Source organism: Caulobacter sp. FW305-C-30-S16, from assembly GCF_058783025.1.
In genome coordinates this window covers 91,357-104,731 of the sequence record NZ_JBYSYH010000002.1, presented here as the reverse complement: position 1 = coordinate 104,731, position 13,375 = coordinate 91,357, and the positions used below count along the sequence as shown (strand labels likewise).

Annotated in this window: 16 protein-coding genes; 2 read left to right on the top strand and 14 right to left on the bottom strand. The window is 67.4% G+C overall.

Annotation, left to right across the window (positions count from 1 at the left end; genetic code table 11):
• Window positions 1–30 precede the first annotated feature (30 nt).
• The gene (locus tag AC3WJT_RS07500; protein ID WP_492342481.1) at window positions 31–699 is read left to right on the top strand and encodes a fused DSP-PTPase phosphatase/NAD kinase-like protein; all 669 of its coding nucleotides are present in this window, start codon (window positions 31–33) and stop codon (window positions 697–699) included.
• Window positions 700–786: 87 nt separating this feature from the next.
• On the opposite strand, the gene AC3WJT_RS07495 is transcribed toward AC3WJT_RS07500, so the two are convergent.
• From AC3WJT_RS07495 to AC3WJT_RS07430, 14 genes are all read right to left on the bottom strand, one after another.
• On the bottom strand, window positions 787–1,023 hold the full coding sequence (locus AC3WJT_RS07495) for a DUF4170 domain-containing protein (RefSeq protein WP_492342480.1): 237 nt from the start codon (window positions 1,021–1,023) through the stop codon (window positions 787–789).
• Between the two features lie 23 nt (window positions 1,024–1,046).
• Window positions 1,047–1,829, bottom strand: coding sequence for a 3'(2'),5'-bisphosphate nucleotidase CysQ (locus tag AC3WJT_RS07490; RefSeq protein ID WP_492343334.1), 783 nt, complete (start codon window positions 1,827–1,829; stop codon window positions 1,047–1,049).
• Window positions 1,829–3,160: a TldD/PmbA family protein gene (locus tag AC3WJT_RS07485; RefSeq protein ID WP_492342479.1), complete on the bottom strand. Its 1,332-nt coding sequence runs from the start codon at window positions 3,158–3,160 to the stop codon at window positions 1,829–1,831. The genes AC3WJT_RS07490 and AC3WJT_RS07485 overlap by 1 nt, the downstream gene beginning before the upstream one ends.
• 46 nt (window positions 3,161–3,206) lie before the next feature.
• Window positions 3,207–3,608, bottom strand: a complete 402-nt coding sequence (locus tag AC3WJT_RS07480; RefSeq protein ID WP_492342478.1) for an MAPEG family protein — start codon at window positions 3,606–3,608, stop codon at window positions 3,207–3,209.
• 76 nt (window positions 3,609–3,684) lie between these two features.
• Window positions 3,685–5,520, bottom strand: coding sequence for a M14 family metallopeptidase (locus AC3WJT_RS07475; RefSeq protein ID WP_492342477.1), 1,836 nt, complete (start codon window positions 5,518–5,520; stop codon window positions 3,685–3,687).
• Window positions 5,521–5,581: 61 nt separating this feature from the next.
• On the bottom strand, window positions 5,582–6,220 hold the full coding sequence (locus AC3WJT_RS07470; RefSeq protein WP_492342476.1) for a hypothetical protein: 639 nt from the start codon (window positions 6,218–6,220) through the stop codon (window positions 5,582–5,584).
• Window positions 6,217–6,846, bottom strand: coding sequence for a hypothetical protein (locus AC3WJT_RS07465; protein WP_492342475.1), 630 nt, complete (start codon window positions 6,844–6,846; stop codon window positions 6,217–6,219). The genes AC3WJT_RS07470 and AC3WJT_RS07465 overlap by 4 nt, the downstream gene beginning before the upstream one ends.
• Before the next feature lie 33 nt (window positions 6,847–6,879).
• The gene (locus AC3WJT_RS07460) at window positions 6,880–8,409 is read right to left on the bottom strand and encodes a UbiD family decarboxylase (RefSeq protein ID WP_492342474.1); all 1,530 of its coding nucleotides are present in this window, start codon (window positions 8,407–8,409) and stop codon (window positions 6,880–6,882) included.
• 53 nt (window positions 8,410–8,462) lie between these two features.
• Window positions 8,463–9,092 (bottom strand): Pr6Pr family membrane protein, encoded by a 630-nt coding sequence (locus AC3WJT_RS07455; RefSeq protein ID WP_492342473.1) that lies wholly within the window; start codon window positions 9,090–9,092, stop codon window positions 8,463–8,465.
• A 24-nt stretch (window positions 9,093–9,116) separates the two neighbouring features.
• Window positions 9,117–9,458, bottom strand: coding sequence for an MmcQ/YjbR family DNA-binding protein (locus tag AC3WJT_RS07450; protein ID WP_492342472.1), 342 nt, complete (start codon window positions 9,456–9,458; stop codon window positions 9,117–9,119).
• Between the two features lie 11 nt (window positions 9,459–9,469).
• Window positions 9,470–11,233 carry a gamma-glutamyltransferase gene (ggt, locus tag AC3WJT_RS07445; protein WP_492342471.1) on the bottom strand — a complete coding sequence of 588 codons (1,764 nt, stop codon included), beginning with the start codon at window positions 11,231–11,233 and terminating at the stop codon, window positions 9,470–9,472.
• A 77-nt stretch (window positions 11,234–11,310) separates the two neighbouring features.
• Window positions 11,311–11,679 (bottom strand): four helix bundle protein, encoded by a 369-nt coding sequence (locus AC3WJT_RS07440; RefSeq protein ID WP_492342470.1) that lies wholly within the window; start codon window positions 11,677–11,679, stop codon window positions 11,311–11,313.
• A gap of 32 nt (window positions 11,680–11,711) precedes the next feature.
• On the bottom strand, window positions 11,712–12,044 hold the full coding sequence (locus AC3WJT_RS07435; protein WP_492342469.1) for a VOC family protein: 333 nt from the start codon (window positions 12,042–12,044) through the stop codon (window positions 11,712–11,714).
• Between the two features lie 49 nt (window positions 12,045–12,093).
• The gene (locus AC3WJT_RS07430) at window positions 12,094–12,744 is read right to left on the bottom strand and encodes a class I SAM-dependent methyltransferase (protein WP_492342468.1); all 651 of its coding nucleotides are present in this window, start codon (window positions 12,742–12,744) and stop codon (window positions 12,094–12,096) included.
• A gap of 102 nt (window positions 12,745–12,846) precedes the next feature.
• On the opposite strand from AC3WJT_RS07430, the gene AC3WJT_RS07425 reads away from it, so the two are divergent.
• Window positions 12,847–13,374: a hypothetical protein gene (locus tag AC3WJT_RS07425; RefSeq protein WP_492342467.1), complete on the top strand. Its 528-nt coding sequence runs from the start codon at window positions 12,847–12,849 to the stop codon at window positions 13,372–13,374.
• Window position 13,375 lies beyond the last annotated feature (1 nt).

Below are 13,375 nucleotides of genomic sequence, written 5' to 3'. Positions count from 1 at the left end.
TACTTAGGACGCTCTTGCAGGGAGCGCCACTTGTCGACGCGTTTCGACCTTTCAACCGGCTGGGGCCGATTCAAGGCCTACTGGCATTCCATCTGGGGTGACCACGCCTTCCTGCGCGTCGGATTCTCCAACGCCCACTGGATCGGACCGGACATGGTCCGCGCCGCGCAGCCCTGGCCGTACCAGCTCGGCTACTGGAAGCGCGACGGCATCAAGACCATCATCAACCTGCGCGGCGGGTTCGACACCGGCTTCTATGTGCTGGAGCGCGACGCCTGCCAGCGGCTGGGTCTCAAGATGGTCGACTTCACCATCACCTCCCGCGAGGTGCCGCGCCGCGAGACGGTTCTGGGCGCCCGCGACCTGTTCCAGAGCATCGAGTATCCGGCCCTGATGCACTGCAAGTCCGGCGCGGACCGGGCCGGCATCATGAGCGTCTTCTACCGCCACTTTCACCTCGGCCATCCGATCCGCGAGGCGATGACCGAGCTGGGCCTGCGCACCCTGCACATGAAGCAGGGCAAGACCGGCGTGCTGGACTACGTGTTCGAGCGCTATCTCGAAGAGGCCGAGCCGAAGGGCATCAGCTTCGTCGACTGGGTGCAGAGCGACGCCTACGACCGGGTGAAGATCAAGAACGACTTCACCGCCAGCTGGTGGGGCACCCTGCTCACGGACAAGCTGCTGCGGCGGGAGTAAATGGGGACATGTACCGCAGGTACGTGTCCCCGAATCGAGCGGCCGGGTTTAGGGGACACGTACCTGCGGTACATGTCCCCGTCGCCCTCAATGCGCGTGGTCGTCGTCTTCCGGATCCAGCAGCTTGTGGGCGTGGATGATGAAGTAGCGGGCGTGGGCGTTGTCGACGGTGGCCTGGGCCTTGCCCTTCCAGGCCTTCCAGGCTTCGGCGTAGTTGGGATAGGCGCCGACGAACTCGACCTTGCTGAGGTCGCGGAATTCGACGTCCTGGACGTCCTTCAGTTCACCGCCGATGACGATGTGCAGCAGCTGTTTGTCCGGCATGTGCGGGGGCCCTTCCGCGTGAGTCAGTTCGGCAGGTCGATATGCCGGACGCGCTCCAGGATCAACGGGTGCAGCGACGGCGCGGCGGACACCAGGCTCGGGAGACGGGTGTTCGTCTGATTATAGGCGTAGGCGCGGCCCTTGTGGTCGGTGCAGACCGCCTTCGCCTCGGCGCAGATCAGGTCCGCGGCGGCGAGGTCCCACTCGCTCTTGCCGTTGAGCGCCAGGGCGGCGTCGAACCGGCCGTCGGCGACAAGGCACATCCGGTAGGCGATCGAGTTGCGGGTCTCGATATGCATCGGCGGCCAGGGCTCGCGCCACGCCGGATGCTTGAACATCGGCGCGTCGCCGAGCATGCGGCAGTCCTCGACCCGGTCCTGGGCGCTGGCCGTGATCACGGCGCTGTTCAGGAAGGCGCCGCCGCCGGCCGTGGCGGTGAAGGTCTCGTCCAGCTCCGGCGCGAACACCACGCCGGCGACGGGCTTGCCGTTCTCGACCACCGCCACCGACACCGCCCACCAGGGCTTGCCCTTCAGAAACGCGACGGTGCCGTCGATCGGATCGACGACGAACAGCCGGGACTTGTCCAGCCGCGCCGGGTCATCGGCCGTCTCCTCCGACAGCCAGCCGTAGTCCGGACGGGCCTCGCCGAGGCGGGTCCGCAGCAGGGTGTCGACGGCGATATCGGCGTTGGTCACCGGCGAGCCACCGGTCTTGGACCAGGTCTCCAGCCCCTCGCCCTTCAGGCGCCGGGCCAGCTCTCCGGCCTCGCGCGCCGTGTCCAGGATGAGGGCCAGATCGTCGATCATCGGCCGGCGATCGGCATGGCGTCGACCAGCAGCGACGGCGCGTTGGCGGCGCCGCGGAACTCCAGGTCCGAGCCGGGGATCAGCCGGCCCCAGATGTCGATCAGGTTGCCGGCGACGGTGATCTCGGTGACCGGATAGGCGATTTCGCCCGCCTCGAACCAGAAGCCCGAGCAGCCGACCGACCAGTCGCCGGTGTTGGAGTTCAGCGACGGGCCGAACATCGAGGTGATCAGCAGGCCGTCGCCGGCGTCGGCCATCAGCCCGGCCAGATCGCGCGCGCCCGGCTCAAGCGTCAGGTTGCTCGTCGAGACGCCCGGCGGGCCGGCGAGACCGCGCGAGGCATGACCGGTCGTTTCCAGCCCCAGCTGCTTCGCCGAAGAGGTGTTGAGCAGCCACGTCGTCAGGACACCGTCCTCGATCAGCGCCATCCGCCGGTTCGCCACGCCTTCGTCGTCGAACGGCGAGGATCCCAGACCGCGCACCTTGTGCGGGTCGTCGATCAGGTTGACGCCCTGGCTGAACAGCGGCTGCCCCAGCCGGTCCTTCAGGAAGCTGACGCCGCGCGCGACGGCGGGACCGGAGATGGCGCCGATCAGCGGGCCGATCAGCGACATCGCCAGGCGGTTCTCGAAGATCACCGGCGCGGTGGTCGAGTCGATCTTGCGCGCGCCCAGGCGCTGCACGGCGCGCTTGCCGGCTTCGGCGCCGATCACGGTGGCCGAAGGCAGGTCCGCGCGGTGGCGAACGGTGCGCCCCTCCCCGCCGCGCTCCATGGCCGAGCCCTCGCCGGCGACCGCCGAGGCCGACAGCGAGAAACCGGAGGCCTTGTGCAGTCCGGAGAAGCCGGCGCTGGTCACCAGCCGCCACTGCGCGGCTGACCAGGCGGCCGATCCGCCGTCGGAGTTGGTCACGCCCTCGACCGCGCGCACCGCCGTCTCGGCCTCGCGCGACATGTCTTCCAGCGCTTCGGGCGAGGGTTCGGCCGTGTCGAACAGGTCGAGGTCGGGGAACGGGCCGGTCGCCAGGCGGTCGGCGGACGCGAAGCCGGCGTAGGGATCTTCCGGGGCGAGACGGGCCATGGCCACGACCCGCTCGATCAGCTTGCGGCGACCTTCGGCGGAGACGTCCGATCCGGACACCACGGCCTGGCGCTTGCCGACGAACACCCGGATGCCGAGGTCGCGGGCTTCCTCGCGCTCGACCTCCTCCAGATCGCCCATCCGGACATTGACCGACAGCGACTGGCGCTCGGCGAAAACGGCCTCGGCCGCGTCGGCGCCGGCCTTCAGGGCGGCGGCGACCGTCTCATGCAACAGGGTTTCGTCCATGTCCGGGTTATGGGCACGACGGGGCGCCGGGGCAACCCGCGCGGACCTACCAGACCGCTGAAATCAGGGTCGCCGCCACGAGGAAGACATAGGCGCACCAGGTCATTGTCATGCCCAGCGCCCGCGGGATCGAGGTGGCGACGCTGTTGTAGAGACCGGCCGCGTGCACCACCCGGCCGACCAGCAACAGAAAGCCCGCGACATGGATCAGCAGCGGCGTCGCGCCGGACAGGTCGAGCACGATCAGGCCAGCCAGGCCCGTCGGCACATATTCGGCGGCATTGCCGAAGGCGCGGATCGCCTGGGCGAGCTCGGGGATGCCCTCGTCGCCGAGAAACACCTTGTGCTTGTTGCGCAGCCGCACGACCAGCAGCGAGAGCACCAGCATCAGCAGGACGTGCAACCCCACCCACAGGGCCGAGGCATGCCCCGGATTGACGACATCCATCCAGAGTCCTTCCCGGAAAAGCGCGACTTCAGCGGCGCCGGATTAACCTTGCTTTCGCCCCGCAGGGCAAGACCGCTCAACCGGCCGGTTCGCGACCCACCGGATACAACAGATAGCGGTCGTCGAAATAGGGCGTCCGCTCGTAGAACCAGCCCAGGCGCGCGTCAGGACTGGCGGCGAAGGCGGGATCGGCGGCCAGCTTCGCCTCGAAAGCGGCCTTCAGCGCCGGGTCGGCCGCCAGCATGCGGTCGGCCAGCGGTGCGACGGCGTAGCCCTCGATATACTCCACCCTGTTCAGCACTTCGGGGATCATGCCCCAGGCAAAAAAGCTCTCCGACGATTGCGGCTCCAGCAGCAGCACGATCACGTCGCCCAACGGCTGGTCGGTGGAAATCCGCACCGAGCCCGGGCTCCAGGTCCAGTCGCGCCGCTCGGGCGTGACCGTCTCCACGGTGATCTGGACGTGCCCTTCATTGGTGCGAGGCGCGACCTTCGGACCCTTGAGGCGCAGCATCTCGACCGACACGGTGCGCGGTGCGGTCACGGTCTCCATGGCGACCCCGTGAATTTTCAGCCGCTCGATCAGATCCTTGCGGTAGCCCGGAATCCAGTAGGCCGCCGGACGCTTCAACGTCAGCGTCGGCCGGGACCCGTAAAACGGCATCAGCCAGGGTTCGGGGTCCGGCTTGCCCAGCCAGCGGATCTCGGACCCGCCCGAGGCGGCGCTGTCATAGCGTTCGAACAGGATGCCCTTGAACGTGCGGGTCGCGGTCGGCTGATCGACGGCGACGAAGTTGGCCGGGATGTCCGTCGGGCGAAGGGCGCGGTCGTTGCCGATGGCCGCGCGCAGATCGCCGCCCTGCTCGGCGAGCAGACGCAGCGCCGCCTCAAGGAAGACGTAGGTGCCCAGCACCCGCTGCTCATGAGGCTTCAGGCTGTGATTCTCGATCAGGATTGTCGGCACATGGGCCGCCGAGCCCCAGCCGTTGGAGAAGCGCTCGCCCAGACCGCCGTCCGACAGACCCTTCTTCGGATCCCGGTCGTCGATGGCGAACACCAGTTCGCCGGGGATATGCCCCTGCCCTTCCAGCGCCGCGTTGATCGCCGGCTTGAAGACGGCGTCCAGCCATCCGGCGATCGCGGGCGAGCGCGACCAGGCGCCGTCCTCGCCGTTGTAGCCGTAGGTCACGTCGTACTGGTAGTCGATGCCGTCGGTTACATGGACGTCGATGTAGAGATCGGGCCGGTACTTCACGATGAGCGCCCGCACCGCCTGCATCTCCGGCTGGTCGAGCTTCATGTAGTCGCGGTTGAGGTTCTGGTTGGTCGCCGTGTTGCGCCAGCCCTGGATGCGCGGCCCGCGCTGGTTGGGCCGCGAATAGAGACCGGACCGCTCGTGGCCGTCGACCGACAGGATCGGAATCAGGATCAGGTTCACCCGGTCGAGCAGCCCGTCCTTGCCGTAGAAGGCGATGTCGCGCAGCAGCATCATGCCCGCGTCCTTGCCGTCGATCTCGCCGGGGTGGATGCCGGCCTGGACCATCAGCACCGGCTTGGCCGGATCGAAGGCCTTGCCGTCCTTGCTGGCGATCACCGCATAGATCGGCCGGCCTTCCGGCGAGACGCCGAACGGCTCGAGGCGGATCAGCTTCGACGCCTTGTCCAGGCGGTCGAACCACGCGCGGGTGTCGGCATAGCTCGGGCTGAAGTCGTGCGCCGGGTCCTGTTCAAAGGCGCTGGCCCAGGGATCAGACGCGGGGCGCAGCAGCGCGCGACTGGCGCCGTCCCACGCCGGCGCCGGCGGCAGGAAGGGCTCGTCCCACGGGCGGGCGTTGGGGAGCACAGGAGGCGTTTGAGCCATGGCGGGGATTCCCGAAAACAGCAGGGCGATTGCGACAAGCAGCGTGCGCATGGAACCTCGAGATCAGACTGGCGCCAGACCTACGCCTGATCAGTCTTCCCGGAAATGGACTTCAGCGTGGCGCTGACGCCGGCGCCGGGCCCCGAACATTCACCCGTCCGTCTTCATCGACAGGCGCGGTCGGGGCGACCACCGAATAGACCGCGATGGCCAGATAGATCGCAGTATGCAGACCGATCATCGTCGCGAACAGACGGGGGCCTTTTGCAAAGGCCGCCGCGCCGACCAGGGCGAGATACAGCGCCATCGTCACCGCATAGGTCTTCATGATCGTCATCCCGCCGGGGCGGTCGAGGTTTACCGCCAGCAAGACGGCCACGTTCAGCAGGTTGGCCACGATCAGCAGCAACAGAACCGGCCGCTTGTTGGCCGCGAAGTGATCGTCGAGCGAAGCGCCGTCCTCAATGCGGTGGGGGAAGACCAGCGAGGCGGCGACGAAATAGACCAGGGCGATGACCAGGCCCGCAACCAGCAGGCCATAGCTGAACGGCAAAAGCCGGAAATTGGTCCAGGCCGAATCCCAGAAGCTGGCGATATCCAGGGCGACGAAGATCGCGAGCAGCGGCGCGCGCCAGCCGATGCGGACCGATTTGCGATGCTGGATCGCTGTCGCCAGCCCCGTGGCGATAGCCGCCAGCGAGAGACCGAGCAGCAGCCCGTAGAAGCTGAAAAAGAACTCAAACGCGCTCATCGCGCTGCTCCGCGGGTTGCGTCGACCATCATCCAGCCGCCGCCCTGAAACAGTCCCACAGCAGACCGGCCGACAGTGAAGGCGTGGTAGCTCACAAGGATGATCAGGGCCGCGAGCACGACGCGGCGGCGACGCGCCAGGGCGGCGACCAGGGTCCCGGTGGTGAAGATCGCCAGGCCGATCCAGAAGATCGGCGGCAGGTTCAACCGCGGTAGCTCGCCACTCAGGTTCGCGAAGACGAAGAAGCTGATCGCCATGATCCAGTTGGCCGACAGCACGCACAGCAGCACCAGCCGGCGATGCGCCCAGAAGTGCTCGTCCAGCGTCTGGCCGGGCTTGATCTCGCGCGGAAACACCGAAGTCGCGGCGACGTAGAAGGTGCTCGCCACGAACAGACCCAGCACCAGCAGGGACAGGTTGAACGGCGCGTTGCGGAAGATCAGCCAAGCCTGGTTCCAGAAGGTGGCGATGTCCACGGCGACGAACACGCCGAGCAACAGGGTCAGGGCGCCGATACGCACGGCCCGCCGTTCATGAACGACCCGGGCGAATCCGCCGACCAGCTCCGCCGCGGAGAAGCCCAGCAGCAGACCGTAGAAGCTGAAGAAGAACTCGAACGGACTCATGCGCCCCCCGGCGACGTCTGCGGCGCGAACAGGCTACTTCCAGATCGGCTTGCCGTCGCCCGGCAATCCGAGCTTGCCCCAGATCTCGCTGACCCTGTCGACGACGTCCTGGTCCATGCGGATCTGCTCGCCCCACTCGCGGTGCGTCTCGGGGGGCAGCTTGTTGGTAGCGTCGAGGCCGATCTTGCTGCCCAGCCCGCTCTCGGGGCTGGCGAAGTCGAGGTAGTCGATCGGGGTGTTCTCGATCACCGTGATGTCGCGCGCCGGGTCCATCCGTGTGGACAGAGCCCACATGACGTCCTTCCAGTCGCGGGCGTTGATGTCGTCGTCCACGATGATGACCCACTTGGTGTACATGAACTGGCGCAGGTAGCTCCAGACGCCGAGCATGATCCGCTTGGCGTGGCCGGGGTAGGCCTTCTTCATCGACACCACGGCGATGCGGTAGCTGCAGCCCTCAGGCGGCAGCCAGAAGTCGACCACCTCCGGGAACTGCTGCTGGAACAGCGGGATGAACACCTCGTTGAGCGCCTCGCCCAGCACCGACGGCTCGTCGGGCGGACGACCGGTGAAGGTGGTGTGGTAGATGGCGTCTTTGCGCATGGTGATCGCGCTGACCTTGAACACCGGGAACTTCTCGACGCTGTTGTAGTAGCCGGTGTGGTCGCCGTAGGGGCCCTCGTCCTCGAACTCGTCGAGCATCACGTGACCCTCGATGACGATCTCGGCCTGGGCCGGGACCATCAGCGGCACGGTCTTCGCCGGCACCAGATCGACCTTGCTACCGCGCAGCAGGCCGGCGAACTGATACTCCGACAGGGTGTCGGGCACCGGCGTCACGGCAGCCAGGATCACGCCCGGATCAGCCCCGATCACCGCGCAGGCAGGCAGCGGGTCGCGGCGGCCGGCCTTCTTGTGACGACCGTAGTGCTGCGCCCCGCCCCGGTGGGCCAGCCAGCGCATGATCGCCCGGTCCTTGCCCAGCACCTGCATGCGGTAAATGCCGAGATTGAAGTCGTCTTCCTTCGAGTCCGACGGCCCCTTGGTGACGATCAGCGGCCAGGTGATCAGCGGCGCGGGCTCGCCCGGCCAGCAGGTCTGGACCGGCAGCTTCGTCAGGTCGATCTGGTCGCCCTTCAGGACGACCTCCTGCACCGGCGCCTTTTTCACGGTCTTCGGCCGCATGGACATCACGGTCTGCGCCAGCGGCAGCAGCTCCATCGCGTCCTTGATGCCGCGCGGGGGTTCCGGCTGGCGCAGGAAGGCGAGCAGCTCGCCGACCTCGCGCAGTTCGCCGGCGGTGGTGCGGGGCTCGCCGCCGAGGGTCACGCCCAGCGCCACCCGCTTCACCGTGCCGAACAGGTTCGCCAGGCAGGGCATAGGCGAGATCGAGCCGTCTTCCATCACCGGCTTTTCGAACAGCACAGCCGGTCCGCCCGTGGCCAGCAGCCGCGTGCAGATCTCGGTCATCTCGAGCACGGTCGAGACCGGCTCGGTCACCCGCACCAGTTCGCCGTCCGCTTCCAGTTTGGCGATGAAGTCCCGCAGCGACCGATAGGCCAAGGTTCGATGCTCCCGTTACGCGCGGCGGAAGCTAGGGCGACGCCCCCGCCCTGTCACGCGGTCTGCGGTCGATTTCGCGCGAGCCGGCCGTCGATCGCCACCAGCAGCAGTCCCGGCAGGTAGAAGCCGAGCACCAGTCCGACCATGTTGGTGAGCACTCCGGGGTAGCCCAGCTTGGCCACGTCCATGAACGGATAGGGGTAGAAGCCGCTGACCGCGCCATGGACCAGGGTCCAGAGGCCATAGACCGCCGGGACGCTCAGCCAGACCGCCGCATCCCGCCAGCGCAGGCCGCCGCGCGGCGTGAAGAGCAGCCAGTCCACCAGCATGCCCAGGGGCATGACGTAGTGCAGCATGTAGTCGTTGATCAGCTGAAGCCCCTGCGGATGCCACAGGGACCGCAGCAGCAGGTGGTAGATGATCATCACCACCAGCGCGAAGGCCGTCACGGCGCCGCGCGGGCTGGCGGCCGACCACCAGCGGCCAGCCTTCGACGCCGGCGCGAACGCCGGCGCCGAGAAGGCCAGCGCGATCAGAAAATTGGTCACGATGGTGAAATAGCTGACGTATTCGACCGTCCGCTCGAGAATCGCGGCCAGTGTGAGCGCCTTGAGAAACAGGCCGTACTGAATGCCCAGCGTGACCCAGGCCAACGCAGCGAAAATCCGTCGATAGAGTGTCATGCGCCCCCCGGCGTCGTAACCGCCTCAGCCGGCGGCCTCCCTGGCCCTGACCATGGCCTTCGTCGCGGATTTTCGCCAGCGCCGTTCGAGGAAACCCTTCAGCTGATCGGGATCGAGCGTATCCAGCCGGGCCAGCACACAGGGGTAGTCCTTGTAGTGGGCCGTGAAGTGAAAGGTCTGCGGCTCCACCTCCATCAGCAGGTCGCGCTCATCGAACGGGACCTCCATGACCACCGCGCTCGCATCCTCCTTGCGGACCCGGGTGAAGAACTTGCCGTTCACCTTGTAGGCCGGCTGACCATAGCTCGGCCCTTCCTCGACACCAGGAAAGGCCATGACGATGGCGTGGAACTCGTCACGGGTCATCGGTCTCTCCGCTAGTAGGCCAGCGCGACGCCGTCCTTGCGCATCTCGGTGGCGGCGGCGTAGCGGCCGGGCCAGCGCTCGATCGCCTGGTAGCCGCCGAAGCCGCCGGGGTTGGGGCCCAGCTTCCAGCCGATCGCCTGCAACGCCGCCTGCGTCGCCGCCGGCACGCCGCTCTCCAGATGCAGCTCGCCGGGCTGGCCCAGGGGCACGCCGGTCGGCTCGGACCCGCCCTCGTGATGCCAGCGCGGGCTGTCGCCGGCCGCCTGCAGGTCGAGCCCGAAGTCGACCATGTTGCTGATGATCTGCGCCTGGCCCTGGGGCTGCATGTCGCCGCCCATGACGCCGAAGCTTAGCCAGGGCTGGCCGTCCTTCACCGCAAAGCCGGGGATGATCGTCTGGAACGGACGCTTGCCCGGCGCATAGAGGTTGGGGTGCCCGTCGGTCAGCGAGAACAGTTCGCCACGATCCTGGAACATGAAGCCCATGCCGTCGGGCGACAGGCCGCTGCCCATACCGCGATAGTTGGACTGGATGATCGAGACCATCATCCCGTCGGCGTCGGCGGTGGTGAAATAGGTGGTGTCGCCCTTCGATGGCGCCTGTCCCGGATAGATCGGGTTCAGGATGCTGTCCGGCCTGATCAGCTTCGCCCGCTCGGCGGCGTAGGCCTTGGAGTTCAGCCACTCGAGCGGGATCTTGGCGAAGTCGGGATCGGCGAAGTAGCGGGCGCGGTCCTCGTAGGCCAGCCGCTTGGCCTCGACCGCATGGTGGATCGCCGCGGCCGACTGGAAGCCCATCGTCTTGACGTCGAAGGTCTCAAGGATGTTCAGCAGCTGCAGGGTCGACAGGCCCTGGCTGTTGGGCGCCAGGCCGTAGACGTCGACGCCGCGATAACCGCTGACCAGCGGGGTGGTCCATTCGCTCCTGTGGGCGTTGAGGTCGGCGCGGGTCATCCAGCCGCCGATGCGCTTGAAATAGGCCTCGATGCCCTGGGCGATCTCGCCATTGTAGAAGGCGTCGCGGCCACCGGCGGCGATCTTGCGATAGGTCTCGGCGAGGCCCGGATTGCGGAACATCTCGCCCTCACGCGGCGCGCGGCCGCCGGGCATCCAGACCTTGCGGAAGTTCTCGACTTCCTCGATCCCCGAACTGGGACCGGTGAACCGGCGCACCGAGGCGGCGAGATAGAAGGCGACGTTCTGGCTGACCGGCGCGCCCTCTTCCGCCAGCGCGATGGCCGGTTCGAACAGGTCCTTCCACGGCAGCTTGCCGAACCGCTGATGCAGGTCCCACCAGGCCTGGACCGCGCCGGGTACGCTGACGGAGACCGCCCCGAAACTGGGGATGGCGCCGTTCTTCGCCCGCGACCGGACGGTCTCCAGCGACAGTCCCTTCGGCGAGCGGCCCGAGCCGTTCAGCCCGACGACCTTTTTCGTCTTCGGGTCCCACAGCATGACGAAACAGTCGCCGCCGATGCCGCAGGCGATCGGTTCCAGAAAGCCCAGGCAGGCGTTGGCGGCGATGGCGGCGTCGATGGCCGAGCCGCCCTTGCGCAGGGTGTCGATCGCGGCGAGCGAGGCCAGCGGGTGGGCGGTCGCCGCCGCGCCGTGGGCGCCCCAGGCCGCCGAGCGGCTGGCGAAGGTCGCGCCGTCGATCCGGTCGCCGCCATGGACGTCCGGCCGGTTCAGGTTGGGATTGCCCGGTCGGCTCTGGGCCAGCGCCTGACCGGCAAACGCGGCGGCCGGCAGGGCGGCGAGAAAGGTGCGGCGGCGCATGGGCGGAACTCCCCGGGGACTGTGTCGGGGGACTATAGGCCGGTGGGCGCGAGGGGATAGGGAGTAGGGAGTAGCGTTCAGGAAGCGGCGGGCTTGCGGCGCAGGTTCTGCTTCAGTGCGGTGAGCATTCTCCCGACTTCTTCGGCGTTCCGGAACACCGGAAGCGCCCTCTCCCTCTCGACCAAGCCTGAACGCACGGCCAGCATCAGCAGTGTCTCGGTTTCCGCCAGCGACCCGCTTGCGATACTGAGAAAATGCAAGAACTCGCGCTTGCCCGTTCGAGCACGACCTTCGGCGATATTGGCGGGAACAGATACCGCTGCGCGCAAGAGCTGGGCGGTTAGGCGAAATTGTTCAGCTTTGGGCATCAACTTTCCCAGAGCGTAGGTTCCTTCAGCAAGGTCCATGGCCTTCCGCCAGACCAGCAAGTCGCGATAGGACGCCATCAGCCCTACTCCCTACTCCCTACTCCTACTCCCTAGCCCTCCGACCAGACCCCCAGCTCATTCCCCGACGGATCGGTGAAATGGAACCGGCGGCCGCCCGGGAAGCTGAAGATCGGTTTGACGATCACCCCGCCGGCGGCCTCGACCTTCGCCAGCATGGCCTCGAGGTCGTGGGCATAGAGGATCACCAGCGGCTTGACCGCGCCCTCGGCGTCGAACCCGCCATCCAGGCCCTCGTTGAAGCCCGCGTAGTCGGGGCCGTAGTCGACGAAGCTCCAGCCGAAGGCCTGGGTGTAGAAGGATTTTACTTCGGGAACCCCCTTCGCGAGGAACTCCACATAGTCGATCTTGCCATCTTCGCGCATCGGGCGAGCTCCTTATGTTCTGTTTTTGTTCTATAGCGCGGCCGCGCCGTCAGGGGAAGCTCCAGACACGGGTGCGCTTGACCTCCATGTCCTCCAGCTCGCGGGTGGTGGCGACCTGGTATTCCGCCAGCAGGGTCAGACCGGTCTTCGGGAAATAGGTCCGGCCCGGGTCGCCGATCAGCACGGTCTTGCCCGCCGCCTTCGCCGCCGTCAGCCAGCCGATGACCCGCTCCGCCAGCGGTTTCTCGTAGCAGATGTCCCCGGCGAGGATCACATCGGCCCAGTCAGGCGCATGGGCGTCGAGCAGGTCCGCGCCGGTGAAGGCCACGGCCACACCGTTGGCCGCCGCGTTCAGCGAAACGGCCGCCTCGCAATAGGCGTCGATATCCGCCGCCAGGGCGTCCGCCGCGCCGGCCTTCATGGCGGCGATGGCGACCATCCCCGAGCCGGAGGCGAAGTCGATCACCCGCTTGCCGGCGACGATGTCCGGATTGTCGAGGACGTAGCGCGCCAGCGCCTGCCCCCCGGCCCAGGCGAACGCCCAGAACGGCGGCGGCAGCCCGATCTTCGCCAGGTCTTCCTCCGTCAGCTTCCAGATCGGGGTGATCTCGTCGGCCAGATGCAGCACCAGCTCCGGCGCATGCGGCGGCGACTGGAGGCGGGTGTTTTCGACGATGAAGGCCCGGCGGTCGGTGATCATGGGGCCTTGTGGACCGTATCGCCGCCAAGCTCCATGGCGGCGAGCGGGACTTGCAGTCCGATGGCGTCTGACATCTGTTTCACAGGATATCCGGAGCGCGCCATGAACCGTCGTCACATGAGTCTCATCGCCGGAGCCCTGCTTGTGCTCGGCCCGACGGGCGCCGCCGTCTCGCGCGACGGCCCGCCGACGGCGCCGGCCGCTGGCGTCCCGGCCGCGGACTGGCATGAACCCACCCTCTGCGCCCCGACCGAGAACGTCGTCTGGTCCTGCCGCGCGAAGAAGAAGACGATCAGCGTCTGCGCGTCGCGTAAGATCTCCGCGCGCGAAGGCTACATCCAGTACCGGATCGGCAAGCCGGGCGCGCTCGAGATGCGCTATCCGGAAACGCTGACGCACCCGCGCGGCCTGTTCCGCTACACCCTCTACATCCAGGGCAACCAGTCGCTGGAGTTCACGCGCGGCGGCTTCGACTATTCGGTTGTCGAGGATCTGCGGTCGCCGGAGGACGGGATCATCGTCACGAAGAACGACGCCGAGGTCGCCCGCATCACCTGCAACGGCGGCGGCGCCATCGAGATCCAGCGGCCCGACCTGCTCGGCATCGCCGATACGCCGTACGGGAACTGAC

What these genes read in the sequence shown, in the direction of transcription:
- AC3WJT_RS07475 (WP_492342477.1), bottom strand. Translation starts at nt 5,520, where the DNA reads ATGCGCACGCTGCTTGTCGCAATCGCCCTGCTGTTTTCGGGAATCCCC.
- AC3WJT_RS07435 (WP_492342469.1), bottom strand. Translation starts at nt 12,044, where the DNA reads ATGCGCGAAGATGGCAAGATCGACTATGTGGAGTTCCTCGCGAAGGGG.
- AC3WJT_RS07470 (WP_492342476.1), bottom strand. Translation starts at nt 6,220, where the DNA reads ATGAGCGCGTTTGAGTTCTTTTTCAGCTTCTACGGGCTGCTGCTCGGT.
- AC3WJT_RS07485 (WP_492342479.1), bottom strand. Translation starts at nt 3,160, where the DNA reads ATGGACGAAACCCTGTTGCATGAGACGGTCGCCGCCGCCCTGAAGGCC.
- AC3WJT_RS07480 (WP_492342478.1), bottom strand. Translation starts at nt 3,608, where the DNA reads ATGGATGTCGTCAATCCGGGGCATGCCTCGGCCCTGTGGGTGGGGTTG.
- AC3WJT_RS07495 (WP_492342480.1), bottom strand. Translation starts at nt 1,023, where the DNA reads ATGCCGGACAAACAGCTGCTGCACATCGTCATCGGCGGTGAACTGAAG.
- AC3WJT_RS07440 (WP_492342470.1), bottom strand. Translation starts at nt 11,679, where the DNA reads ATGGCGTCCTATCGCGACTTGCTGGTCTGGCGGAAGGCCATGGACCTT.
- AC3WJT_RS07425 (WP_492342467.1), top strand. Translation starts at nt 12,847, where the DNA reads ATGAACCGTCGTCACATGAGTCTCATCGCCGGAGCCCTGCTTGTGCTC.
- AC3WJT_RS07455 (WP_492342473.1), bottom strand. Translation starts at nt 9,092, where the DNA reads ATGACACTCTATCGACGGATTTTCGCTGCGTTGGCCTGGGTCACGCTG.
- AC3WJT_RS07450 (WP_492342472.1), bottom strand. Translation starts at nt 9,458, where the DNA reads ATGACCCGTGACGAGTTCCACGCCATCGTCATGGCCTTTCCTGGTGTC.
- AC3WJT_RS07465 (WP_492342475.1), bottom strand. Translation starts at nt 6,846, where the DNA reads ATGAGTCCGTTCGAGTTCTTCTTCAGCTTCTACGGTCTGCTGCTGGGC.
- AC3WJT_RS07430 (WP_492342468.1), bottom strand. Translation starts at nt 12,744, where the DNA reads ATGATCACCGACCGCCGGGCCTTCATCGTCGAAAACACCCGCCTCCAG.
- ggt (WP_492342471.1), bottom strand. Translation starts at nt 11,233, where the DNA reads ATGCGCCGCCGCACCTTTCTCGCCGCCCTGCCGGCCGCCGCGTTTGCC.